Here is a 23,776-nt window from a genome sequence, read left to right as displayed (position 1 = left end):
GCGGCGCGGTCCCTGTAGGAGCGGGTTTACCCGCGAAGAGGGCGCTGTCGGTCAGCGCAACATGCTCCGCGCCTCGATCAGTTCACCCACTTCAAGCTCGGTGCCGTACGGCAGGCCCAGATGGCGGTATGCCGGCAGTGCCGCCAGCGGTCGGTGGCGGCCTCGCTGGCTGATGCAGCGGGCGATCTGCACGATGTCGATGTAGTCGATGTTGTCGGTCTGCCGGTCCAGGTCCTGCACCTGGCTCGGCAGGTTGACCAGTTGCTCCGGAAACTCCCAGGCCTTGAGGATCTTGTCGCCCAGCACTGGCTGGATCTGCTCGATCACATAATGCAGGCACACTGGGTCCGACAGCAGTTCGTTGTGCTCTTCGGCGTAGATCAGTACCGGCAGCGCGCCAATCTGGTTGACCAGGCCGCCGAGGGTGGCCTGGTCGGGTTTGAGTTGTGTAAAGCGCCGGCAGATTTCGTAGCTGATGCCCGCCACATCCAGGCTGTTGGCCCAGATATCGCGTAACTTCTGCTCCACAGCCGGCGCCCGTGCGTGGAAAATCTGCTCGATCACCAGGCCAATGGCCAGGTTGCAGCTGTAGTTGATGCCCAGCCGCGTGATGGCGGTGTGCAGGTCGGTGACCTCGACCGCCGCGCGCAGCAGTGGGCTGTTGACGACTTTGATCAGGCGCGCTGAAAGGGCCGCATCGCGACCGATCACCTTGCTCAGGGCCGCTACGCTGATCTCGCTGTCTTCCGCCGCCTCGCGGATGCTCAAGGCAACCTCGGGCAGGGTCGGCAGGACCAGGTCATCCTTTTCGATGGCATCGAGCAACTGTGCTTGAACCATCTCGGCCAGCTTGTTCATGGGCGTGTCTACCGCAGTGGTGGTGCGGCCCCGCCATGTAGGCGGGGCAGGCTGGTCAGCGCTGGATTTCCCGGTCGCGGTCCAGTTCGTAGGGCAGGGTCAACACCTGCAGGCGTTGGCCTTCGAGGCTGCCCAGGTGCAGGTTGTCGTCTTCCACCGCTTCGGCGCTGAGCACCGCGAGCAGTTCGCAGCCTGTGCCGTTGCTGGCAGCAATGACCACTTCACCGACCGACGAACCATGGGTGGGCGAGAAGATCTCGACGCCCGGGGCCGGAATGGCCTGCTGGTCCAGTGCCAGGCGGTACTGGCGGCGCTTGAGCTTGCCCAGGTACTGCATGCGGGCAACGATTTCCTGACCGGTGTAGCAGCCTTTCTTGAAGCTGACGCCGTCGACGGCCTGCAGGTTGATCATCTGCGGGATGAACAGCTCGCGGGTCGGCCCCATGACCTGGCCGATACCGGCGCGAATCTGCCCCAGCAGCCAGTTATCCAGGCTGCCTTCGGGCAGCGCGGTGGCCAGCGCCTGGCGAACGCGGTCGGCGTTGTCTGCCGGTACCCACAGTTCAACGCGGTCGGCGGACACGGCGATGGCGATCAACCCGTCGTGGCGCACGGTGCTACCGGCTGCCGCAGGCACATCGAGCCCCAGGGCCTGCAGCGCCGCATCGCCGCCTTGCAGGCCGAAGCGTGCCCAGGCAGCGCTTTCATCGGTCAGCGTGGCCTTGGAGAACACGGCGTACTTCTTGAGGTCGGCCAGCTGGGCGTCGAGCAGCTCGCTGGCCATGGCCAGCAGGTAGCCGTTGCCTTCGGGCAGGATGCGGAAACTCGACTGCATGCGCCCCTTGACCATGCAGCGGGCGCCGAGGCTGGCGTGTTCCGGGCTGAGGTAGTTGATGTTGCAGGTCAGCTGGCCTTGCAGGAACTTGCCTGCATCGGAGCCGCGGACGGCGAGGATGCCCTCGTGGGACAGGGGGCAGAAGAAAGCGGAATCGGCCATGGGTCATCGCGGTGGCTAAAGACTGGCGGCCATCATAGAACGCCGGTAACAAAATAGGTAGTTGACTAGACCAACGCCCGGTGTCGCTTCGCTCGCCTGGCTGTATACTGGCGGGCCATTCGAGGAGGGCCCCATGGTCGAACAAACTGAACTCAACCGGCTTTTCTGGCACAGCCGCCGCGGCATGCTGGAACTGGACGTACTGCTGGTGCCTTTCACCCAGGAAGTCTACCCCACGCTCAACGAAACCGACCGCGAACTCTACGTGCGTCTGTTGAGCTGCGAGGATCAGGACATGTTCGGCTGGTTCATGGAGCGCACCGAGTCCGAAGACCCGGAGCTGCAGCGCATGGTCCGCATCATCCTGGACCGTGTCCAGCCCAAGTGAGTGCTTCGAGTGCCGCTGGCAAGGCTCGCGCCTGCTGCTGGCGGCCTACCTGGGTTGCCAGGTACTGGCGTGGTTCGCCGTATGGGCGAGCCCGCTGCCCGGGTGGTCGGCCCTTGCAGTTGTCGCCGCCTGTATTGCCCACGCTGGCTGGGCCATTCCCCGACGTATTCTGCTGACGCATGAGCATGCCGTTGTCGGCCTGCGCCGTGATGTGCGCGGCTGGCAGGTGTTCAGCCGTGCCCGTGGCTGGCAGCCGGTGCGCTTGTGCCGGGACAGCGTGGCGTTGCCGGCGCTGGTGGTGTTGCGCTTTGTGCGGGCGGGGCGCTGGTTGGGGGAGAGCCAATGCGTGCCACGGGATGCGCTGGGGGCTGATGAGCACAGGCGCTTGCGGGTGCAGTTGAAATTCAGCCGGCGCAGGTGGGCAGGGGTGGGCCGGGCATAAAGCCCTACCGAATTGACTTCTTCGCGGGCTGGCCCGCTCCCACAGGTACTGCGCAAGGCTGCAAGGCAGTGGGAATCCTGTGGGAGCGGGCGGGCCCGCGAAGGCCGCGACGCCGATTTCAGATCGGGCTGAGAATGGTGTCCTTGGCCTCGTCCAGCATCCCCGGGTAATCCAGGGTGTAATGCAGTCCGCGGCTTTCCTTGCGCTGCATGGCCGACAGGATCATCAACTCGGCCACCTGCGCCAGGTTGCGCAATTCGATCAGGTCGCGGCTGACTTTGTAGTTGCTGTAGAACTCGTCGATTTCGTCCAGCAGCAGGCGAATGCGGTGCTGCGCTCGCTGAAGGCGCTTGCTGGTTCGCACGATGCCGACGTAGTCCCACATGAAGCGCCGCAGTTCGTCCCAGTTGTGCGCAATGATCACGTCCTCGTCCGAGTCGGTGACCTGGCTGGCGTCCCAGCCGGGCAGGGCCTTGGGCATGGTCACCTCATCCAGGTGCGCCTGGATGTCGGCGGCGGCGGCACGGCCATAGACGAAACATTCCAGCAGCGAGTTGCTAGCCATGCGGTTGGCGCCGTGCAGGCCGGTGAAGCTGGTTTCGCCAATGGCATACAGGCCCGGCACGTCGGTGTGGCCGCGGTCGTCGACCATCACCCCTCCGCAGGTGTAGTGCGCCGCTGGCACCACCGGGATCGGCTGACGGGTGATGTCGATGCCGAAGGCCAGGCAGCGCTCGTACACGGTGGGAAAGTGGCTCTTGATGAAGTCGACCGGCTTGTGGGTGATATCCAGGTATACGCAGTCCACGCCCAGGCGCTTCATCTCGTGGTCGATGGCGCGGGCCACGATGTCGCGCGGCGCCAGTTCTTCGCGCGGGTCGAAGCGTGGCATGAAGCGTTCGCCATTGGGCAGGCGCAGCAGGGCACCTTCGCCACGCAGGGCTTCGGTGATCAGGAAACTCTTGGCCTGTGGGTGGTACAGGCAAGTCGGGTGAAACTGGTTGAACTCCAGATTCGCCACCCGGCAGCCAGCCCGCCAAGCCATGGCGATGCCGTCGCCGCAGGCACCGTCGGGATTGCTGGTATACAGGTACACCTTGGCCGCACCGCCAGTGGCCAGCACGGTGAAGCGCGCACCGAAGGTGTCCACCTCGCCGGTGTTGCGGTCGAGCACGTAGGCACCCAGGCAGCGCTCGCCGGGCAGGCCGAGGCGGCGTTCGGTGATCAGGTCGACCGCCACGCGCTGCTCCAGCAACTGGATATTCGGGCGTTTGCGGGCCTGCTCCAGCAGCGTGGTGAAGATGGCTGCGCCGGTGGCGTCGGCGGCGTGGATGATGCGCCGGTGGCTATGCCCGCCTTCGCGGGTCAGGTGGAACTCGAAGCCGCCGTCGTCGACGCTGTAGTGCTCGTCGCGGGTAAAGGGCACGCCTTGCTCGATCAGCCACTCGATAGCCTCGCGGCTGTGCTCGACGGTAAAGCGCACGGCGTCTTCATGGCAAAGGCCGCCGCCGGCATTGAGGGTGTCCTCGACATGCGACTGCACGGTATCGGTATTGTCCAGCACCGCCGCGACACCGCCTTGGGCCCAGAAGGTCGAGCCGTTGGCCAGGTCGCCCTTGCTGAGTACGGCGACTCGAAGGTGGCTGGGGAGGTTCAGTGCCAGGCTGAGACCGGCGGCACCGCTGCCGATCACCAGGACATCATGTTGGAATTGTTGGCTCATGTCGGGACACTAGTATTCTTTGGAAGGGGCGCGGCACAATAGTCACGCGCCGATGGCATTGTGAAACTATCGTAAAAGCTGGCCGGGTTGCCTTTATAGCAGCCCCGGGTGGCCAATTTCCATGCCACTTGCCTGGTCGCGACAACCTTTGTGGGAACTTTCCGACATGGCCGGAAATCCTATGAAGGCTGCCCACGCGCCACAACTTGCCGCGGCGACGCAGGGCGGCAGGCCTGTCCGGGCTGTCCCTGCGTACTCGAAACCTGATTATCGACGTAGCCGGCCGTGACCGTGCCGCGTCTTTCGTGCAAGCCGACCAAGGGCTGCAGGAAACTTGCTTGGAGGGGAGAACTTTTGCGCAAAGCCCGAGTCTATGGTTGCAAGCCTGAACGATGGCTGATGCAACGCTCCTTCGAGTTCACTGAGGAGTGTTCATGCTAACCCAGGAAGAGGATCAGCAGCTTGTCGAGCGCGTTCAGCGTGGTGACAGGCGAGCGTTCGATCTGTTGGTGCTGAAGTATCAGCACAAGATTCTCGGGTTGATCGTGCGGTTCGTTCACGACACCCACGAGGCCCAGGATGTAGCACAGGAAGCCTTCATCAAGGCCTACCGTGCGCTTGGCAACTTCCGTGGCTGTACCGCATCGCCATCAACACGGCGAAGAACTACCTGGTGTCCCGTGGAAGACGGCCGCCAGACAGTGATGTGAGCTCCGAGGATGCGGAGTTTTACGACGGCGATCATGGTCTCAAGGATCTCGAGTCCCCAGAGCGCTCGTTGTTGCGGGATGAAATCGAAGGCACTGTCCATCGCACCATCCAGCAACTGCCTGAAGACCTGCGCACGGCGCTGACCCTGCGCGAGTTCGACGGGCTGAGTTACGAAGACATTGCCAGTGTCATGCAATGTCCGGTGGGTACCGTGCGCTCTCGAATCTTCCGCGCTCGGGAGGCAATAGACAAAGCCCTGCAACCTTTGCTGCAGGAAACCTGAGACAGCGGCGACAGCCAAGAGAGGAACCGCCATGAGTCGTGAAGCTTTGCAGGAATCGCTGTCCGCGGTGATGGATAACGAAGCGGACGAGCTTGAACTGCGTCGTGTGTTGAACGCCGTAGACGATGCTGAAACCCGTGCCACCTGGTCGCGTTACCAGGTTGCCCGCGCAGCCATGCACAAGGAGCTGCTGCTGCCTAACCTGGATATCGCCTCGGCGGTGTCTGCAGCGCTGGCTGACGAAGCCGTGCCGGCCAAGGCCAAGAAAGGGCCATGGCGCAGCATTGGCCGCCTGGCGGTAGCTGCCTCGGTCACCGTAGCCGTGCTGGCCGGTGTGCGCATGTACAACCAGGACGAGATCACTGGCGCCGAGCTTGCTGCCCAGCAACCTGCCCAGCAAGGCCTGAGTGTGCCACAAGCACAAGGCCCTGCCGTTTTGGCAGGCTATAGTGAGAGCAGTGAGCAACCGACCGGGCCGATGGCCAACGGCGTGCTGCAGAACCAGGCCGGCTGGGACCAGCGTCTGCCAGGCTACCTGCGCCAGCATGCCCAGGAATCTGCGCTCAAGGGCACTGAAACCGCATTGCCGTATGCCCGCGCCGCCAGCCTGGAAAACCGTTAAGTAAGGAGGATCATGCGCGCGCTACCTCTCCTGTCGCTGCTGATTGGCAGCTGCGTGACGGTGCCAGCATTGGCGGCCAATTCTTCGCCCGAGGCGAGCGAGTGGCTGAGCAAGCTGGCACAGGCCGAGCAAAAGCAGAGCTACCAAGGCTCTTTTGTCTACGAACGGAACGGCAGTTTCTCTTCCCACGAGATCTGGCACAGGGTCGACGACGGCAAGGTCAGCGAGCGGCTGTTGCAGCTCGATGGTGCCGCTCAGGAGATCGTGCGCGTGGATGGCAAGGTGGAGTGCGTCAGCGGGGCCTTGGTCAGTGGAGTGACGACGCCCCCGAACACTACGCAGCGTGTACTTGATCCGCTGAAACTGATGGGCTGGTATGACTTGAGCGTGGCGGGCAAGTCACGGGTCGCCGGGCGCGATGCCGTGATCGTGACGCTCACCCCGCGAGACCAGCACCGCTATGCCTTCGAATTGCACCTGGACCGCACTACTGGCCTGCCGCTGCGCTCGTTGATGATCAACGACAAAGGGCAGTTGCTGGAGCGCTTACAGATGACCCGTCTCGATACTGACGCACCCAGCGATGATGACCTGCGCGCCAGTGCTGCATGCAAGCCGGTGCAGCATGTGGCTGCTGCCGCCAACGACACGGTCGCCGGCTGGCGTTCGGACTGGCTGCCGCCCGGCTTCGAGCTGGTCAACAGCTCGGTACGCCGCGACCCCAAGAATGACAGCACGGTCAGCAGCCTGATGTATGACGATGGCCTGGCGCGCTTCTCGGTGTTCCTCGAGCCGGTAAAGGATGAGGGCGGGACCGACATGCGCACCCAGCTTGGCCCGACCTCGGCGGTCTCGCGTCGGCTGAACACGCCCAAAGGCAAGGTCATGGTCACTGTGGTCGGCGAGATTCCGCTGGGTACCGCAGAGCGTGTGGCGCTGTCGATGCGCCCCCAGGATGGCCAGGCGCGCCAGTGATGGCGTGCATTTGCGGGCATGGCGTGCAGGCCATGCCAAGGCGTGCGGACATGCCGCTGAAATGAAATTAAAGCATTGTCATTTGCAATCCATCGGCAAATTTTCTATAGGTCAGGCTTCTAGGAGCCTGGCCTTTCCTGTTTTGTGCAGGGGCCTTTCTAAACTACCGCTCGTTGTGACGGGAGCCGTATGTCAATACCACGCTTGAAATCCTACCTATCGATGTTCGCCGCCGTGCTGATGCTCGGCCAGGTGCTCAGCGCCCAGGCCGAGGAAGCCCTGCCGGACTTCACGACCCTGGTCGAGCAGGCCTCGCCAGCCGTGGTCAACATCAGTACCAAGCAGAAACTGCCGGACCGCCGCATGGCCGCCGGGCAGATGCCCGACCTGGAAGGCCTGCCGCCGATGTTCCGCGAGTTCTTCGAGCGCAACATGCCGCAGCAACCGCGCTCACCGCGTGGCGACCGCCAGCGCGAGGCCCAGTCGCTGGGTTCGGGCTTCATCATTTCCAGTGATGGTTACGTACTGACCAACAACCACGTGGTAGCCGATGCCGACGAGATCATCGTCCGCCTGTCGGACCGCAGCGAGCTGCAGGCCAAACTGGTCGGCACCGACCCGCGCACCGACGTGGCCCTGCTCAAGGTCGAGGGCAAGAACCTGCCGACCGTCAAGCTGGGTGATTCCGAGAAGCTCAAGGTGGGCGAGTGGGTGCTGGCCATCGGTTCGCCGTTCGGCTTTGACCATTCGGTGACCAAAGGTATCGTCAGTGCCAAGGGCCGTACCCTGCCCAATGACACCTACGTACCGTTCATCCAGACGGACGTGGCCATCAACCCCGGCAACTCCGGCGGCCCGCTGTTCAACATGAATGGCGAAGTAGTGGGTATCAACTCGCAGATATTCACCCGCTCCGGTGGTTTCATGGGCCTTTCGTTCGCCATCCCGATCGATGTGGCGATCGATGTCTCCAATCAGCTGAAGAAAGACGGCAAGGTCAGCCGCGGCTGGCTGGGCGTGGTGATCCAGGAGGTCAACAAGGACCTGGCTGAGTCGTTCGGCCTGGACAAGCCGGCCGGTGCCCTGGTGGCCCAGGTGCTGGAAAACGGCCCTGCAGCCAAGGGCGGCCTGCAGGTGGGTGACGTGATCCTGAGCATGAACGGCCAGCCGATCATCATGTCGGCCGACCTGCCGCATCTGGTCGGCAGCCTCAAGGATGGCGAAAAGGCCAAACTGGAGATCATCCGCAATGGCAAGCGCCAGAACCTCGACATCAGCGTTGGCGCACTGCCCGACGAAGACGCTGACATCGGTACCGGCGCCGAAGGCAGCGCCGAGCGTAGCAGCAACCGCCTGGGCGTCTCGGTTGCCGACCTGACCGCCGAGCAGAAGAAAGCCCTGGAGCTCAAGGGTGGCGTGCTCATCAAGGAAGTCCAGGATGGCCCGGCCGCGATGATCGGCCTGCGTCCAGGTGACGTGATCAGCCACCTGAACAACCAGGCTATCGGTTCGGCCAAGGAATTCACCGAAATCGCCAAGGAACTGCCGAAGAACCGTTCGGTGTCGATGCGTGTGCTGCGTCAGGGCCGTGCCAGCTTCATTACCTTCAAGCTGGCTGAATAAGGTGTAGTTGCCTTCGCAGGCATTGTCCGGCTTGACAGGCCCGGTGCGTGAGCGCCGGGCTTTGTCATTCAGGGGGCTCAGTTGAAAATGGACATCAACGTGCCGAGGTATCCAGCAACTGCGGTTGAGTTGAAACCGATCACAGTGCGCTGCCCGTTGTCCAGGCAAGTCATGGCATCGGGAATGCCGACAAGATCATTGATCGGTCGGAAGGATGTATCAATGGAGCCATCCGCAAGATAGCGACGGTTTTCCAGGCTCCTGCCCAGGCCGAACGCAAACAGCCGATGTTGCCCATCGATGGCCACTGCACGCCAATCTGTAAAGCCTGAGTCGTCCAGGATCGGTGCACCGTCGTTAAATGTCGGGTCCTTCGCGCCACTGGCATCGAACTGCCAGAGCAGTGCTTGTGATGAATTGTCTCCGTTTGTCGCTTTACCGGCGACCAGCAGCTGTCCTTCCGGCCTGGCTAGCAGCGCGTTGAGTTCGGTAGCGAAACCCTCAGCCCGGAAATACACTGTGCCGCCTTCACCGAAGGCTGAATCCAGCTCGCCGTCGTGGCGGTAGCGAGCGAGAAAGCTTTCTGCGGGCTGCCCCTGCTGCGAGCGGGTTCCGCTGACCACGAACCCGTCAGGCAACTGAACGATTCCGGCGACAGCAATTTGGCCTGCGTCCGGTAGAATATCGATGAATTCCTGAAGCCCTGCTGCTGGCTGGCCGGAGTGTTCCCGCAGGTACACCCTGGCCATCGTGGCACGCGCGCCTTGAGCCTTTTGGAGGTTCAGGGAAACCATGAGGTATGGCCCATCGCTTGTAAGGCGACCGCTACCAATCACCATGCCCATATCCGGCGGCACGCTCAGGAGCTGGTGTTCACCTCCTCGGCCATCGCGGTCGTAACAGGTGAGCCTGGGCTTTGCCAGCAGATTCGAGGTAGGGGCACTCCATCCCAGCACTGTGAAGCGTTGGTCAGCCAGTACCGTTAGCGCTTCAGTCGATGCATGCTCGTCGATCACGTAACGGCCAACGATCACGCCGCCCTGTGCAAAGTCGTTGTCAACTGAACCGTTTGCGGTAAAGCGGGTCAGGGCAAAATGACGCCCCCCGGAGGAGTCAAAGGCAAGCGCGCTGACAAGCAGGCTGCTCCCTTGTAGCGCCATGCCAGTCAGGTTTCGGCCTATTGAAGCGCCATGGAACGAAGGGAGCTCGGCCCTGCCATTCATTCCAAATGCAGGGTCGTAATCCCCCGGTGTCATGTGTTGTTCGGGCATGCTGGTCACCTTGTTCGAGAGATTGGCAAGGATGGTCGACTCCCGATGCGGTGAGTACTGGCAGAAATGTCAGGTAGCACCTCTGTCAGGCAACCATGTTCACCAACGGCTGGATGGCGTGGCAGCCTGCTGCGGCTTAAGGTACAATTCCCGGCTATTTTTCGGCGGGCGTCCGGCTCGCAGCCTTTTCGAGTGTTGACCCGTGAGTGATTTGAGTCATATCCGCAATTTCTCCATCATCGCCCACATCGACCATGGCAAGTCGACGCTGGCCGACCGTTTCATCCAGATGTGCGGTGGCCTGTCGGCACGCGAGATGGAAGCCCAGGTGCTCGATTCCATGGACCTGGAGCGTGAGCGCGGTATCACCATCAAGGCCCACAGCGTCACGCTCAACTACAAGGCGCAGGACGGCAAGGTCTACCAGCTGAACTTCATCGATACTCCTGGCCACGTCGACTTCACCTACGAAGTCTCGCGTTCGCTGGCGGCCTGTGAGGGCGCACTGCTGGTGGTGGATGCCGGCCAGGGCGTCGAGGCCCAGTCCGTGGCCAACTGCTATACCGCCATCGAGCAGGGCCTTGAGGTCATGCCGGTACTGAACAAGATGGACCTGCCCCAGGCCGATCCGGATCGCGTCAAGGACGAGATCGAGAAGATCATCGGCATCGACGCCACCGACGCCGTGGCCTGCAGTGCCAAGAGCGGCATGGGCGTGGACGAAGTGCTCGAGCGCCTGGTGCAGACCATTCCCGCGCCGGAAGGCGATATCGAGGCGCCGCTGCAGGCGCTGATCATCGACTCCTGGTTCGACAACTACCTGGGCGTGGTCTCGCTGGTGCGCGTGCGACACGGTCGCGTCAAGAAAGGCGACAAGATCCTGGTCAAGTCCACCGGCAAGGTGCACCTGGTCGACAGCGTGGGCGTGTTTACCCCGAAGCACACCCAGACCGCTGACCTGAAGGCCGGCGAAGTGGGCTTCATCATCGCCAGCATCAAGGACATCCACGGTGCCCCGGTCGGTGACACCCTGACCCTGTCCGCGACCCCTGAGGTCGAAGTGCTGCCAGGCTTCAAGAAGATTCAGCCGCAGGTCTACGCCGGCCTGTTCCCGGTCAGCTCCGACGACTTCGAGGATTTCCGCGATGCGCTGCAGAAGCTGACGCTGAACGACTCGTCGCTGCAATACATGCCGGAAAGCTCCGACGCCCTGGGCTTCGGCTTCCGTTGCGGCTTCCTCGGCATGCTGCACATGGAGATCATCCAGGAGCGCCTGGAGCGCGAATACGACCTGGACCTGATCACCACCGCGCCAAGCGTGATCTATGAGCTGGAACTGAAAACCGGCGAGACCATCACCGTCGACAACCCGTCGAAGCTGCCGGACGTCTCGGCGGTCGCCGATTTCCGCGAGCCGATCGTCACCGCCACCATCCTGGTGCCGCAGGAGCACCTGGGTAACGTCATCACCCTGTGCATCGAGAAGCGTGGCGTGCAGCGCGACATGCAGTTCCTCGGTAGCCAGGTGCAGGTGCGCTACGACCTGCCGATGAACGAAGTGGTGTTGGACTTCTTCGACCGCCTCAAGTCCACCAGCCGCGGCTATGCTTCGCTGGACTATCATTTCGATCGCTACCAGTCGGCCAATCTGGTCAAGCTGGACGTACTGATCAACGGCGACAAGGTCGATGCCTTGGCATTGATCGTGCACCGCGACAACGCGGCCTACAAGGGCCGTGCGTTGACCGAAAAGATGAAGGAACTGATCCCTCGGCAGATGTTCGACGTGGCGATCCAGGCAGCTATCGGCGGCCAGATCATTGCGCGGACAACCGTCAAGGCGCTCAGAAAGAACGTACTGGCCAAGTGCTACGGTGGCGACGTCAGCCGTAAGAAGAAGCTGCTGGAGAAGCAGAAGGCCGGTAAGAAACGCATGAAACAGGTGGGTAACGTGGAAATTCCACAGGAAGCCTTCCTCGCCGTGCTCAGGTTGGATAGCTAGGTCCTATGTCGCTAAATTTCCCGCTGTTGCTAGTCATCGCCGTCTTCGTCTGCGGCCTGCTGGGCTTGATCGACCTGCTGTTCCTGGCCCCGCGCCGGCGTGCGGCAATCGCCAACTACCAGGGCAGCGTCAGCCAGCCCGAGATGGCGGTGGTCGAGCGCCTGGGCAAGGAGCCGTTGCTGGTCGAGTACGGCAAGTCGTTCTTCCCGGTGCTGTTCATCGTGCTGGTGCTGCGTTCGTTCCTGGTCGAGCCGTTCCAGATCCCTTCGGGGTCGATGAAACCGACCCTGGAAGTGGGCGACTTCATCCTGGTGAACAAGTTCTCGTACGGCATTCGCCTGCCGGTGATCGACAAGAAGGTCATCGAGGTGGGTGACCCGCAACGCGGTGATGTGATGGTGTTCCGCTACCCTAGCGACCCGAACGTCAACTACATCAAGCGTGTGGTCGGCCTGCCGGGCGACCAGGTGCGCTACACCAGCGACAAGCGGTTGTTCGTCAACGGCCAGCCGATTGCCGAACAACTGGTGGGCACCGAGCCGGGCACTTTGGGCAGCGCCGAGCTGTACAAGGAAAAGCTCGGCGAGGCCGAACACCTGATTCGCAAGGAAATGAGCCGTTATCGCATGCCGCCGGACCAGCAATGGACCGTGCCGGCAGGCCATTACTTCATGATGGGCGACAACCGCGACAACTCCAACGACAGCCGTTACTGGGATGACCCGAACATCCCGAAGGAACTGCACGGCATGGTTCCCGACCGGAACATCGTCGGCAAGGCCTTCGCGGTGTGGATGAGCTGGCCAGAGCCCAAGCTCAGCCACCTGCCCAACCTGTCGCGGGTCGGTCTGATCCATTGATACCCATCGGCGCTGGCCTGCAGGCAGCGCCGAATGCATTTCTGACATAGGCTGTGTTCTCAGGGATCGGGAGATTCGTCGCACATCGCGGCGGGCCACAGCCAAACAGTCTTTCAGGATGTTGATTTGAACAACGCGTTGAACAACGAACGGGTGGCTGCATGAGTGCTCCCCTTGCCCGTCTGGAGCGAAAGCTCGGTTATACCTTCAAGAACCAGGACCAGATGCTCCTGGCACTGACCCATCGCAGCTACGCCGGGCGCAACAATGAGCGCCTGGAGTTTCTCGGTGACGCCATTCTCAACTTCGTCGCCGGCGAAGCGCTGTTCGAGCGCTTCCCGCAGGCCCGCGAAGGCCAGCTGTCGCGCCTGCGCGCGCGGCTGGTCAAGGGTGAGACCCTGGCCCGCCTGGCCCGTGGTTTCGACCTGGGCGATCACCTGCGCCTGGGCTCGGGTGAGCTCAAGAGCGGTGGTTTCCGCCGCGAGTCGATCCTGGCCGACGCCCTGGAGGCGCTGATTGGCGCCATCTACCTGGACGCCGACATGGAAACGGCCCGGGAGCGCGTGCTGGCCTGGCTGGCCGATGAATTCGAAGGCCTGACCCTGGTCGATACCAACAAGGACCCGAAAACCCGCCTGCAGGAGTTCCTGCAGTCGCGCAGCTGTGAGCTGCCGCGTTACGAAGTGGTGGATATCCAGGGCGAACCGCATTGCCGGACCTTCTTCGTCGAATGCGAAGTGGTGCTGCTGAACAACAAGAGCCGTGGCCAGGGCGTTAGCCGGCGTATCGCCGAGCAAGTCGCCGCCGCGTCTGCACTGATCGCCCTGGGCGTGGAGAATGGCAATGACTGATAGCAACCCGACCCGCTGCGGCTATGTGGCCATTGTCGGCCGCCCGAACGTGGGCAAGTCGACCCTGCTCAACCACATCCTCGGCCAGAAGCTGGCGATCACCTCGCGCAAGCCGCAGACCACCCGCCACAACATGCTCGGCATCAAGACCGAGGGTGACGTGCAGGCGATCTACGTCGATACCCCCGGTATGCACAAGGCCAATGACAAGGCCTTGAACCGCTACATGAACCGCAATGCCTCGGCGGCCCTGAAGGACGTCGACGTGGTGATCTTCGTGGTCGACCGCACCAAATGGACCGACGAGGACCAACTGGTGCTGGAGCGCGTGCAGTACGTGACGGGCCCACTGATCATCGCGGTCAACAAGACCGACCGCATGGAAGAGAAGGCCGAACTGATCCCGCACCTGCAATGGCTCCAGGAGCAGTTGCCGAACGCCGAAGTGATGCCTATCTCCGCGCAGCAGGGGCACAACCTGCAGGCGCTGGAAGCACAGATCGCCAAGCACCTGCCCGAGAACGAACACTTCTTCCCCGAAGATCAGATCACCGACCGCAGCAGCCGCTTCCTGGCCGCCGAACTGGTGCGCGAAAAGATCATGCGCCAGCTGGGTGCGGAATTGCCGTACCAGATCACCGTGGAAATTGAAGAATTCAAGCAGCAGGGCCACGTGCTGCACATCCACGCGCTGATCCTGGTCGAGCGCGATGGCCAGAAGAAGATCATCATTGGCGACAAGGGCGAGCGCATCAAGCGCATCGGCTCCGAGGCGCGCAAGGACATGGAGGTGCTGTTCGACTCCAAGGTCATGCTCAACCTGTGGGTCAAGGTGAAAGGCGGCTGGTCCGATGACGAGCGCGCCCTGCGCTCGCTGGGCTACGGCGACCTGTAAATTCGCCTGACGGCTCAGGTTACTCTGTGGGAGCGGGTTTACCCGCGAATGCGTCAGTGGGTTCACCATCGCATTCGCGGGTAAACCCGCTCCCACAGTTGTCTGGGGCATTTAGAGAACGTTTATGGAACAACCTGTCGGCCAGCCAGCCTACGTGCTGCACAGCCGTGCCTACAAGGAAACCAGCGCGCTGGTGGACTTCTTCACCCCGCAGGGCCGCATGCGTGCCGTGCTGCGCCGTGCGCGTGGCAAGGGTGGCAGCCTGGTGCGGCCGTTCGTGCCGCTGGAACTGGAGCTGCGCGGGCGTGGCGAGCTGAAGAATGTCGGGCGCATGGACAGCGCTGGCATCGCCGCCTGGCTGCATGGCGATGCCCTGTTCAGCGGGTTGTACCTCAACGAACTGCTCATGCGCCTGCTGCCCGCCGAAGCGCCTTTCCCGGCGCTGTTCGAGCACTACACCCTGACCTTGCAGGCCTTGGCCGCCGGTCGCCCGCTGGAGCCGCTGCTGCGCTCCTTTGAATGGCGGCTGCTGGACGAACTCGGTTATGCGTTTTCGTTGCACCACGACGTCAATGACCAGCCGATCGCGGGTGAAGGCCTGTACCGCTTGCGTGTGGATGCCGGCCTGGAGCGGGTCGAGCTGGTGCAACCCGGGCTGTTCCGCGGCACCGAACTGCTGGCCCTGGCCGAAGCCGACTGGGATGCCCCAGGTGCCTTGCTCGCCGCCAAGCGCCTGATGCGCCAGGCACTGGCGGTTCACCTGGGGGCAAAACCACTGGTCAGCCGCGAACTGTTTCGCAAGCGCTGATCACGACGTATGCTGTGGGGCTCAATCTTCAGGAGAGCCTTTCGTGACTCACAGCAACCGCATGCTTCTCGGCGTAAACATCGACCACGTGGCGACCCTGCGCCAGGCCCGGGGCACGCGTTACCCCGATCCGGTCAAGGCTGCCCTGGATGCCGAGGAAGCGGGCGCCGATGGCATCACCGTGCATCTGCGTGAAGACCGCCGGCACATCCAGGAGCGTGATGTGGTGCTGCTGAAGGACGTGCTGCAGACGCGCATGAACTTCGAGATGGGCGTCACCGAAGAGATGATGGTCTTTGCCGAGAAGATCCGCCCGGCGCACATTTGCCTGGTACCCGAAACCCGTCAGGAACTGACCACCGAAGGCGGCCTTGACGTGGCGGGCCAGGAGGCACGAATCAAGGCTGCGGTTGAGCGGCTGTCGCGTACCGGTGCCGAAGTGTCGCTGTTCATCGATGCCGACGAGCGGCAGATCGAGGCGTCGCGTCGCGTTGGTGCGCCTGCCATCGAACTGCACACAGGGCGTTACGCCGATGCCGAAACCCCGACCGAAGTGGCCGAGGAACTCAAGCGTATCGTCGATGGCGTGGCGTTTGGCGTGGGGCAGGGGCTGATCGTCAACGCCGGCCACGGGCTGCACTACCACAACGTGGAGGCGGTGGCGGCGATCAAGGGCATCAATGAGCTGAACATCGGTCATGCGCTGGTGGCGCATGCGCTGTTCGTCGGCTTCAAGGCTGCTGTGGCCGAGATGAAGGCGCTGATCGTGGCGGCTTCGCGCTAATCGTTGGTCGCCTGTACCGGCCTATTCGCGGGTAAACCCGCTCCCACAGGTACCCCACAGGCCTTGAGGCTTGTGCAATTTCTGTGGGAGCGGGTTTACCCGCGAAGAGGCCGGCACAAGCGATGTATTACTCGGCAGGAAACACAAGGGTAAACCGGGTAGGCCCCAAGGGCCTGCTGCTGACCTCGACCCGCCCGCCATGCAACTGCATGATCGATTTCACGATCGCCAGCCCCAACCCGGTCCCTCCCTCCAGCCGCGAGCGCCCCGAGCCCACCCGGTAAAATCGCTCGAACAAGCGCGACTGGTGTTCTTCAGCAATACCAGGCCCCTGGTTTTCCACCGAAAGCCGAACTTCGCTGCTCACGCGCTCGATACGTAGTTCCACAGGCTTGCCATCCGGGCAGTGCCGAATGGCATTGCTCAACAGGTTCGACAGTGCCCGCTGAAACATCAGCCGATCACCCTGCGCCGTCCCCCAGCCTTGCACACGCAACTCAACCCCTTTCAGCTCGGCACTGAACGCAAACAGCTCGACAACCCGCGCCGTCTCGTCGGCCAATGCCATGGGCTTGAGCGCGACCTGGGCCTGGGGTTGGCTGACCTGGGCGAGAAACAGCATGTCATTGATGATGCGGTTGAGCCGAGTCAGTTCTTCGATGCTGTCTTCCAGCACTCCGCGGTAATTCGCGTTGTCCCGTTCGCGGGCCAGCGTCACTTGCGCCTTGCCCATCAGGTTGCTCAACGGTGTGCGCAGTTCATGGGCCAGATCATCGGAAAACTGCGACAGCTGGCTGACGCCCTGATCGAGGCGGTCGAGCATCACGTTGATGCTGCTGGCCAGCTCTGCCAGTTCCAGCGGCAGGCCGGTAGCGGGAAGGCGATGTTGCAGGTCCTGGGCCGACACCCGCCCGGCGATGCGCCGGAAGTGCCGCAGTGGCCTCAGGCCGCGCTGCATCAGCCACCAGGCACCGGCCCCGATCAGCAACAGCAGCAACGGCAGCGCGAGCAAGGTGGAGTGCAGGTAGGCCTGCAGCAGGGCGTTGTCGTCGGCGCGGTTGAGCGACATCATCACCTTGACCGGGGTGTCGTCGCGCAGGCGCATCAGCTGGGTCACGGTGAGTATCTGGTTGCCATTGCTGTCGCGCCACGCATGAAAGGCCAGACGGGCATCGGTGCGCAGATCGCCTACCTGTGATTCCAGCGCTGGCCCCAGGCTGAGCAGGTGCGGATGGCGGCCTTCGAGGGCCAGCACGCTGAGGCTGAGGTTGTCATGCCCCATCACCAGGTCGAGCAAGGGATGGGCGCGGCTGCCCAGGTCTTCGCTACGCAGGTCGACGCGCAGGTTGTGCTCGACCTGCAGCATCTTGCGCGCCAGGTCCTTGCGTGCGCGGCTGTCCAGTTCGTGATCGAGGGCGAACACGGCCAGGCAGGCCAGCAGCAGTACCAGTGCGGCGCCCATCAGCGTCACGCTCAGGCCCAGTCGCAGTGACAGGCTGGCGTTTTTCAAAAGCGTGCCTCGAGCACGTAGCCGACGCCACGCAGGGTATGGATCAGCTTGTTGTCGAACGGGTCGTCGATCTTGGCCCGCAGGCGCCGGATCGAAACCTCGACCACATTGGTGTCGCAGTCGAAATTCATGTCCCACACCAGCGAGATGATCTGGGTGCGCGACAGCACCTCGCCGGTCTGACGCATCAGCAGGTGCAGCAGGGCGAATTCCTTGGCGGTCAGGTCGATACGCTGCCCGGCGCGGTAGGCACGGTGGCGGCCGGGGTCCAGCTCCAGATCTGCAACGCGCAGGGTGCTGGGCTGCAGTTGCTGGTCGTTGCGGCGCAGCAGGCTGCGGATACGGGCGAGCAGTTCCGGAAACTCGAAGGGCTTGAGCAGGTAATCGTCGGCACCCAGGTCCAGGCCCTTGACCCGGTCGGCCAGGCGGCCATGGGCGGTCAGCATCATGATGCGCGTGGCCGATTCGGCGCGCAGCCGCTGCAGCACGGTCCAGCCATCGAGCTCGGGCAGGTTGACGTCGAGGATGACCAGGTCGTAGGGCTGCTGGCGGGCCAGGTGCAGGCCATCGGTGCCGGTGTGGGCGCAGTCGACCACGTAGCCGTTCTCGCGCAGGCCCTGCTGCAGGTAGTCGGCGGTGCGCAGTTCGTCCTCGATGATCAGTAGACGCATGGATGGGCTCGGTGTGATGAAAGGGGGCGATTCTCGACCCTGTAGTGGCATCAGGGTCAAGGCGCAGGATGGTACGGCATGCGAAAAGGCGCGCGGCGCAGATAACGGATTTGTAATCCTGCTGTTATCTGGCTGTCTGTTGTGGCCCTTTCGCGGGTAAACCCGCTCCCACAGGATTTTCACAGACGCTGAAATCCCTGCAGTTCCTGTGGGAGCGGGTTTACCCGCGAAGGGGCCAGCACAGACAACACAGGGCCACATTGCAAGACTGTAATCCCCGCCTCACCTTGCCGTTAGCTGGCCCTCGCTAGGATGGCCCTGTCTGATCGGTTATCACGAGGCAACCACGATGAACCTGACCAAATTCCTGCTGTTGGCCACCCTTGCCCTGGGCAGCGCCAGTGTTCACGCCGAGGGCGGTGCGGAACGTTCGAAACAATTCTGGCAAGCGTTCCGCGAAGACCAGCAGCGCCTGTACGACGACAAGCAACAGGCCGTCGCAGAGCGTGAGCGCAAGGCACAGGAGAAGGCCCGCGAGTTGGCCAAGGATTGAGGTAACACCACCTGCGCCGCGACAGCTCCTCGGCGCAGGTATATTCAGGCGCCCAACCGGGCGCCTTTTTCATTTGCGTGCCAGCAGGGTGGCGCGGCGTGGAGCCGGCAGGCCTTCGATGGTCTTGCTGTGGTCGTTCGGGTCAAGGAAATCGCCCAACGACTGGTAGCGCATCCACTCGGTGCTGCGCTGTTCCTCGACGCTGGTCACGCTCACGTCGACGCATCGCACATCGCTGAAACCGGCGCGGCGCAACCAGCGCTCCAAGGCCGGTACCGACGGCAGGTACCAGACGTTGCGCATCTGTGCATAGCGGTCCTCAGGTACCAGTACCTGGTTTTCGTCACCCTCGATCACCAGGGTTTCCAGCACCAGTTCCCCGCCTTTTACCAGGCAGTCCTTCAGCGCCAGCAGGTGCTCGATGGGCGAGCGACGGTGATAGAACACCCCCATGGAAAATACCGTGTCGAAACCTTCAAGGTTGGCCGGCAGGTCTTCCAGGGCGAACGGCAGGTGCCAGGCGGGCAGCTCTGGCAGGTATTGCTGGACGGCCTGGAACTGGCAGAAGAACAGCCAGTTGGGATCGACGCCAATCACCATGTCGGCACCGGCACCGAGCATGCGCCACTGGTAGTAGCCGTTGCCGCAGCCCACGTCGAGCACGCGCTTGCCCTTGAGGTCCAGGTGCGGTCCAACCCGCGACCATTTCCAGTCCGAACGCCATTCAGTGTCCACATGCACGCCGAACAGGTCGAAGGGGCCTTTGCGCCAAGGCGACAGGCCCATCAGTGCCTGATGCATCTGCGCGCGGGTCGCGTCGTCGCAATCGCAGTCCAGGCGCAGCCCGTTGACCAGGTCGACTTCGCTCGGCTGTAGGGCGGGCAGGGCCTCCAGCGCACCGCGCCAGCGGTCGAGGTCACCGTGACCCTTCTCCAGCTTGGCTTCCAGTTGCGCTTGCAGGCCTTGCGACCAGGAAGCCAGGGGCGTGCCCGCCAGGCGACGGACGAGGGGGGACAGATCGATCATGGCAGGGCAATCAACGAGGCGAAGTTAAGGCATTGGAACCAGGGCACCACCTTCGAGAAACCGGCTGCACGCAGGCGTGCCTGGTGGGCTTCGAGGGTGTCGGGTTTCATCACGTTCTCGATGGCGCTGCGCTTCTGGGCAATTTCCAGTTCGCTGTAGCCATTGGCACGTTTGAAGTCCAGGTGCAGTTCATTGAGCAGGTCCTGCTGTTCCGCATCGGCGAAGCGCAGTTTTTCCGAGAGGATCAGCGCACCACCGGGCAAAAGCGCCTGGCGGATGCGGCCAAGCAGTTCCAGACGCTGGTCGGGGGCGACGAATTGCAGGGTGAAGTTCATCGCCACCACCGAGGCGGGCTCGAATGGCAGGGCCAGGATGTCGGCTTCCAGCACCTGCACTGGCAGCAGTTCCTGGAACATCGAGTCCTGGGCAGTGAGGTACTGGCGGCAACGCTCGACCATCGCCGCGGAGTTGTCCACGGCAATCACCCGGCAGCCATCACTGCGCACATGGCGGCGCAGCGACTGGGTAACGGCACCCAACGAGGCACCGAGGTCGTACAACGCGGTGTGCGGCTGGGCGAAGCGCGCGGCCAGCACGCCGAGGTTCTCGACGATGGTCGGGTAGCCTGGCACCGAGCGCTTGATCATGTCCGGGAACACGCGCACCACATCCTCGTTGAAGACGAAGTCGGGCACTTGCTCCAGGGGCTGGGCGAAAAGGCGGTCGGGTTGTTTGCTCACGGGAGGGCTCGATACAGGGTGAAACGGAGGCGCATTTTAGCCAAAGGCCGCGATTCTTGCCATGGCAGCGCTTCAGGGGCGGGGCGCCGAGGGGCCTCTGCCCCTAACAAGTGGCCGTTCAGGTTGCCCGGGACGGAGCTGCGGCCTTTAGCGGACGATGATCTTGCAGTCGAAGGTTTGTACGGGCGCAATATCTGCGGCCCACGGCTGCTGGTACACAAGCACCAACTGGCCATCGCCGGTACCACTGGCCTGGTAGCGCCAGGTGGAGACACCGGCATTGCCGACCAGGTCTTCCTCCTCGGGAGCGCTGTACACCTCCGGGCCAAGGCTGCGCAGTACATTGGCGGCGGGGTTTTCGACGCGCCAGCGATAGCCGGTGGATGGGTTGCTGGGCAGGGTCAGTGTCAGCACCTGGCCAACCTGCAGGCGTGTCGGGCATTCGCTTTCTGCGTCCAGTTCGACGGGTTGCGTAGGCTGTTGAGCGCAGGCGGAAATCAGGGCGAAGCTCAGGGGAACGAGCAGACGAGGGGCGGTCATGTTGGCTCCGGAGGCTGGCGATGGCCTGAGGATAACCGATGATCGAGGAAATTTGTGTTGCCTGTGCCGGCCCTTTCGCGGGTAAACCCGCTCCCACAGTGATCTCACTGGGCTCAAGCCCTGCGCTATCCCTGTGGGAGCGGGTTTACCCGCGAAGGGGCCGGTGCTGGCTAGAACAGGACTTTGGCCACGTCGGCGAAGCGCTTGGCGAAATGCACGGTCAGGCCTTCGCGCAGGTAGTCCGGCAGTTCCTCATAGTCCCCACGGTTAGGCTCCGGCAAGATCAGCTCGAAGATCTTCTGCCGCCGTGCTGCAATCACCTTCTCGCGCACACCGCCAATCGGCAGGACCTGCCCGGTCAGGGTCAGCTCGCCAGTCATGGCCACCCCTTTTTTCGGCGCCTGGTCACGGGCCAGCGATAGCAGGGCGCTGGCCATGGTGATACCGGCACTCGGGCCGTCCTTGGGCGTGGCGCCTTCGGGCACGTGCAGGTGAATGAACGCTTCGTTGAAGAAACCAGGGTCACCACCAAACTGCTTGAGGTTGGAGCTGACGTAGCTATAGGCGATTTCGGCCGACTCTTTCATCACCTCACCCAGCTTGCCGGTCAGCTTGAAGCCGCGGTTGAGGCTGTGGATGCGGGTGGCTTCGATCGGCAGCGTCGCGCCGCCCATGCTGGTCCAGGCCAGGCCGGTGATCACACCTTTGCCGGCCAGCACCTGCTCGCTGCGGAACACGGGCATGCCGAGCGCAGTTTCCAGGTCTTTGGTGCCGATCTTCAGCTTGGCTTCGGGGTTGTCCAGCAACTTGACCACTGCCTTGCGCACCAGCTTGCCCAGTTGTTTCTCCAATTGGCGTACCCCGGCTTCGCGGGCATAGCCTTCGATCACCGCGCGCAGGGCGCTGTCGCTGATGCCGAGGCTGGTCTTGGCCACGCCAGCCTTTTCCAGCTGTTTTGGCCACAGGTGGCGCTTGGCGATGGCCAGTTTCTCTTCGGTGATATAGCCGGACAGGCGGATCACTTCCATGCGGTCGAGCAACGGCCCGGGGATCGAGTCCAGGGTGTTGGCGGTGCACACGAACAGCACCTTGGACAGGTCCAGGCGCAGGTCGAGGTAGTGGTCGAGGAAGTCGACGTTCTGCTCCGGGTCCAGGGTTTCCAGCAGCGCTGAAGCCGGGTCGCCCTGATAGCTCTGGCCCATCTTGTCGATCTCGTCGAGCATGATCACCGGGTTCATCACTTCGACGTCCTTCAGGGCCTGCACCAGCTTGCCGGGCTGGGCGCCGATGTAGGTGCGGCGATGGCCCTTGATCTCGGCCTCGTCACGCATGCCGCCGACACTGAAACGGTAGAACGGCCGGCCGAGCGATTCGGCGATGGATTTGCCGATGCTGGTCTTGCCTACCCCGGGCGGGCCCACCAGCAGCACGATCGAGCCGCTGATCTCGCCTTTCCAGGCGCCCACGGCAAGGAACTCGAGAATGCGCTCCTTGATGTCATCGAGGCCGGCGTGGTGCTGGTCGAGGACCTTGCGCGCGTGGTTGAGGTCGAGCTTGTCCTTGCCGTACACACCCCAGGGCAGGGCGGTTGCCCAGTCCAGGTAGTTGCGGGTGACGGCGTATTCGGGCGAGCCGGTTTCGAGGATGGCCAGCTTGCCCATCTCTTCGTCGATGCGCTTGCGCGCCTGGTCCGGCAGGGTCTTGCCCTCGAGGCGCTGCTCGAACTGCTCCAGGTCGGCGCTGCGGTCGTCCTTGGTCAGGCCCAGCTCCTGCTGTATGACCTTGAGCTGTTCCTTGAGGAAGAACTCGCGCTGGTGCTCGCCGATCTGCCGGTTGACTTCGGCCGAGATCTCGTTCTGCAGGCGCGCGACCTCGACTTCCTTGCGCAGCATCGGCAGGACCTTTTCCATGCGCTTGAGCATGGGGACGCAGTCGAGCACTTCCTGCAACTGGTTGCCGGTGGCCGAGGTGAGGGCGGCGGCGAAGTCGGTGAGCGGCGAGGGGTCGTTGGGGCTGAAGCGGTTGAGGTAGTTTTTCAGCTCTTCGCTGTACAGCGGGTTGAGTGGCAGCAGTTCCTTGATCGCGTTGATCAGCGCCATGCCATAGGCCTTGACCTCGTCGGTCGGCTCGGCGGGCTGGCGCGGGTATTCGACTTCTACAAGGTACGGCGGGCGGTGGTGCTTGAGCCAGGTACGGATGCGCACCCGGGTCAGGCCCTGGGCGACGAACTGCAGCTTGCCGTTTTCGCGGCTGGCGTGGTGCACCTTTACCAGCGTGCCGTACTGCGGCAGCGCCGAGGTATCGAAGTGGCGGTGGTCTTCTGGCGGGGTATCCATGAAGAACAGGGCCAGGCTGTGGTCCGGCGACTTGGCTACCAAGTCCAGGGTTTCTGCCCAAGGGTCTTCATTGACGATGACCGGCAGCACCTGGGCCGGGAAGAACGGACGGTTGTGGATCGGGATCACGTAGACCTTGTCCGGCAGCTGCTGGCCGGGCAGGGCGAGGGCGTGGCCGGTTTCGGCCTGGGGTGTGGTGTGTTCGACTTCGCTGTGTTCGTCGGGATGTTCCGGGAAATCCTGCTGGTCGCTCATGGGGCACCTGCGTGAATGACTATGGTGCTTAGATGGGGCGCGGGGGGATGGG

General features: G+C 63.0%; 22 protein-coding genes and 1 pseudogene. 13 read left to right on the top strand and 10 right to left on the bottom strand.

Annotated features, from left to right (window positions below):
* Window positions 1-51 precede the first annotated feature (51 nt).
* Complete coding sequence (locus NY023_RS22200) at window positions 52-858, bottom strand: HDOD domain-containing protein (protein ID WP_013974003.1); 807 nt, start codon at window positions 856-858, stop codon at window positions 52-54.
* Between the two features lie 55 nt (window positions 859-913).
* Window positions 914-1,855, bottom strand: coding sequence for a YgfZ/GcvT domain-containing protein (locus NY023_RS22195; RefSeq protein WP_013974002.1), 942 nt, complete (start codon window positions 1,853-1,855; stop codon window positions 914-916).
* Between the two features lie 133 nt (window positions 1,856-1,988).
* Between NY023_RS22195 and NY023_RS22190 the strand changes: the two genes are divergently transcribed.
* Together NY023_RS22190 and NY023_RS22185 are read left to right on the top strand one after the other, a co-directional pair.
* Entirely contained in the window at window positions 1,989-2,243 is a 255-nt protein-coding gene (locus tag NY023_RS22190; protein ID WP_003252043.1) for a succinate dehydrogenase assembly factor 2, read from the top strand.
* Complete coding sequence (locus NY023_RS22185) at window positions 2,227-2,685, top strand: protein YgfX (protein ID WP_013974001.1); 459 nt, start codon at window positions 2,227-2,229, stop codon at window positions 2,683-2,685. The genes NY023_RS22190 and NY023_RS22185 overlap by 17 nt, the downstream gene beginning before the upstream one ends.
* A 118-nt stretch (window positions 2,686-2,803) precedes the next feature.
* Here the strand turns inward: NY023_RS22185 and nadB are convergent, their stop codons facing one another.
* The gene (gene nadB, locus NY023_RS22180; protein WP_013974000.1) at window positions 2,804-4,408 is read right to left on the bottom strand and encodes an L-aspartate oxidase; all 1,605 of its coding nucleotides are present in this window, start codon (window positions 4,406-4,408) and stop codon (window positions 2,804-2,806) included.
* A 434-nt stretch (window positions 4,409-4,842) separates the two neighbouring features.
* Here nadB and rpoE point away from each other — a divergent pair.
* The 4 genes and pseudogenes from rpoE (at window position 4,843) to NY023_RS22160 (ending at window position 8,622) form a co-directional block, all read left to right on the top strand.
* Window positions 4,843-5,402: pseudogene (gene rpoE, locus NY023_RS22175) on the top strand (RNA polymerase sigma factor RpoE).
* A 31-nt stretch (window positions 5,403-5,433) separates the two neighbouring features.
* Window positions 5,434-6,024 carry a sigma-E factor negative regulatory protein gene (locus NY023_RS22170; RefSeq protein WP_013973999.1) on the top strand — a complete coding sequence of 197 codons (591 nt, stop codon included), beginning with the start codon at window positions 5,434-5,436 and terminating at the stop codon, window positions 6,022-6,024.
* Between the two features lie 12 nt (window positions 6,025-6,036).
* The gene (locus tag NY023_RS22165; protein ID WP_013973998.1) at window positions 6,037-6,999 is read left to right on the top strand and encodes a MucB/RseB C-terminal domain-containing protein; all 963 of its coding nucleotides are present in this window, start codon (window positions 6,037-6,039) and stop codon (window positions 6,997-6,999) included.
* 222 nt (window positions 7,000-7,221) lie between these two features.
* On the top strand, window positions 7,222-8,622 hold the full coding sequence (locus NY023_RS22160) for a DegQ family serine endoprotease (RefSeq protein ID WP_013973997.1): 1,401 nt from the start codon (window positions 7,222-7,224) through the stop codon (window positions 8,620-8,622).
* A 77-nt stretch (window positions 8,623-8,699) separates the two neighbouring features.
* On the opposite strand, the gene NY023_RS22155 is transcribed toward NY023_RS22160, so the two are convergent.
* Complete coding sequence (locus tag NY023_RS22155; protein WP_144084447.1) at window positions 8,700-9,893, bottom strand: hypothetical protein; 1,194 nt, start codon at window positions 9,891-9,893, stop codon at window positions 8,700-8,702.
* Between the two features lie 202 nt (window positions 9,894-10,095).
* On the opposite strand from NY023_RS22155, the gene lepA reads away from it, so the two are divergent.
* The 6 genes from lepA (at window position 10,096) to pdxJ (ending at window position 16,093) form a co-directional block, all read left to right on the top strand.
* Window positions 10,096-11,895 carry a translation elongation factor 4 gene (lepA, locus tag NY023_RS22150; protein ID WP_013973995.1) on the top strand — a complete coding sequence of 600 codons (1,800 nt, stop codon included), beginning with the start codon at window positions 10,096-10,098 and terminating at the stop codon, window positions 11,893-11,895.
* A 5-nt stretch (window positions 11,896-11,900) separates the two neighbouring features.
* Entirely contained in the window at window positions 11,901-12,755 is an 855-nt protein-coding gene (gene lepB, locus NY023_RS22145) for a signal peptidase I (RefSeq protein ID WP_003258486.1), read from the top strand.
* A 161-nt stretch (window positions 12,756-12,916) separates the two neighbouring features.
* On the top strand, window positions 12,917-13,606 hold the full coding sequence (rnc, locus tag NY023_RS22140; protein ID WP_003258487.1) for a ribonuclease III: 690 nt from the start codon (window positions 12,917-12,919) through the stop codon (window positions 13,604-13,606).
* Window positions 13,599-14,501, top strand: a complete 903-nt coding sequence (gene era / locus NY023_RS22135; protein ID WP_015271595.1) for a GTPase Era — start codon at window positions 13,599-13,601, stop codon at window positions 14,499-14,501. Before rnc ends, era begins: the two co-directional genes overlap by 8 nt.
* A 124-nt stretch (window positions 14,502-14,625) precedes the next feature.
* Entirely contained in the window at window positions 14,626-15,309 is a 684-nt protein-coding gene (recO, locus tag NY023_RS22130; protein WP_013973993.1) for a DNA repair protein RecO, read from the top strand.
* A gap of 61 nt (window positions 15,310-15,370) precedes the next feature.
* On the top strand, window positions 15,371-16,093 hold the full coding sequence (gene pdxJ, locus NY023_RS22125) for a pyridoxine 5'-phosphate synthase (RefSeq protein ID WP_013973992.1): 723 nt from the start codon (window positions 15,371-15,373) through the stop codon (window positions 16,091-16,093).
* A gap of 127 nt (window positions 16,094-16,220) precedes the next feature.
* Here pdxJ and NY023_RS22120 read toward each other — a convergent pair whose 3' ends face one another.
* Together NY023_RS22120 and NY023_RS22115 are read right to left on the bottom strand one after the other, a co-directional pair.
* Window positions 16,221-17,603, bottom strand: coding sequence for a heavy metal sensor histidine kinase (locus NY023_RS22120; RefSeq protein WP_013973991.1), 1,383 nt, complete (start codon window positions 17,601-17,603; stop codon window positions 16,221-16,223).
* Window positions 17,600-18,274 carry a heavy metal response regulator transcription factor gene (locus NY023_RS22115; protein ID WP_003258489.1) on the bottom strand — a complete coding sequence of 225 codons (675 nt, stop codon included), beginning with the start codon at window positions 18,272-18,274 and terminating at the stop codon, window positions 17,600-17,602. Before NY023_RS22115 ends, NY023_RS22120 begins: the two co-directional genes overlap by 4 nt.
* A gap of 349 nt (window positions 18,275-18,623) precedes the next feature.
* On the opposite strand from NY023_RS22115, the gene NY023_RS22110 reads away from it, so the two are divergent.
* Complete coding sequence (locus NY023_RS22110; protein WP_013973990.1) at window positions 18,624-18,827, top strand: hypothetical protein; 204 nt, start codon at window positions 18,624-18,626, stop codon at window positions 18,825-18,827.
* A gap of 69 nt (window positions 18,828-18,896) precedes the next feature.
* On the opposite strand, the gene cmoB is transcribed toward NY023_RS22110, so the two are convergent.
* The 4 genes from cmoB to lon all read right to left on the bottom strand — a co-directional run bounded on the left by cmoB (window position 18,897) and on the right by lon (window position 23,724).
* The gene (gene cmoB / locus NY023_RS22105; RefSeq protein ID WP_013973989.1) at window positions 18,897-19,853 is read right to left on the bottom strand and encodes a tRNA 5-methoxyuridine(34)/uridine 5-oxyacetic acid(34) synthase CmoB; all 957 of its coding nucleotides are present in this window, start codon (window positions 19,851-19,853) and stop codon (window positions 18,897-18,899) included.
* Window positions 19,850-20,593 (bottom strand): carboxy-S-adenosyl-L-methionine synthase CmoA, encoded by a 744-nt coding sequence (cmoA, locus tag NY023_RS22100; protein ID WP_013973988.1) that lies wholly within the window; start codon window positions 20,591-20,593, stop codon window positions 19,850-19,852. Before cmoA ends, cmoB begins: the two co-directional genes overlap by 4 nt.
* Before the next feature lie 147 nt (window positions 20,594-20,740).
* A complete protein-coding gene (locus tag NY023_RS22095) occupies window positions 20,741-21,133 on the bottom strand; it encodes a protease inhibitor I42 family protein (protein WP_013973987.1) in 393 nt (130 codons plus the stop codon).
* A gap of 170 nt (window positions 21,134-21,303) precedes the next feature.
* On the bottom strand, window positions 21,304-23,724 hold the full coding sequence (lon, locus tag NY023_RS22090; RefSeq protein WP_013973986.1) for an endopeptidase La: 2,421 nt from the start codon (window positions 23,722-23,724) through the stop codon (window positions 21,304-21,306).
* Window positions 23,725-23,776: the final 52 nt, after the last annotated feature.

Source organism: Pseudomonas sp. NBB, assembly GCF_032701105.1.
Classification (GTDB): domain Bacteria; phylum Pseudomonadota; class Gammaproteobacteria; order Pseudomonadales; family Pseudomonadaceae; genus Aquipseudomonas; species Aquipseudomonas asiatica.
Note: the sequence above shows the minus strand (reverse complement) of the source record. Positions and strands in the feature narration are given on the sequence as shown.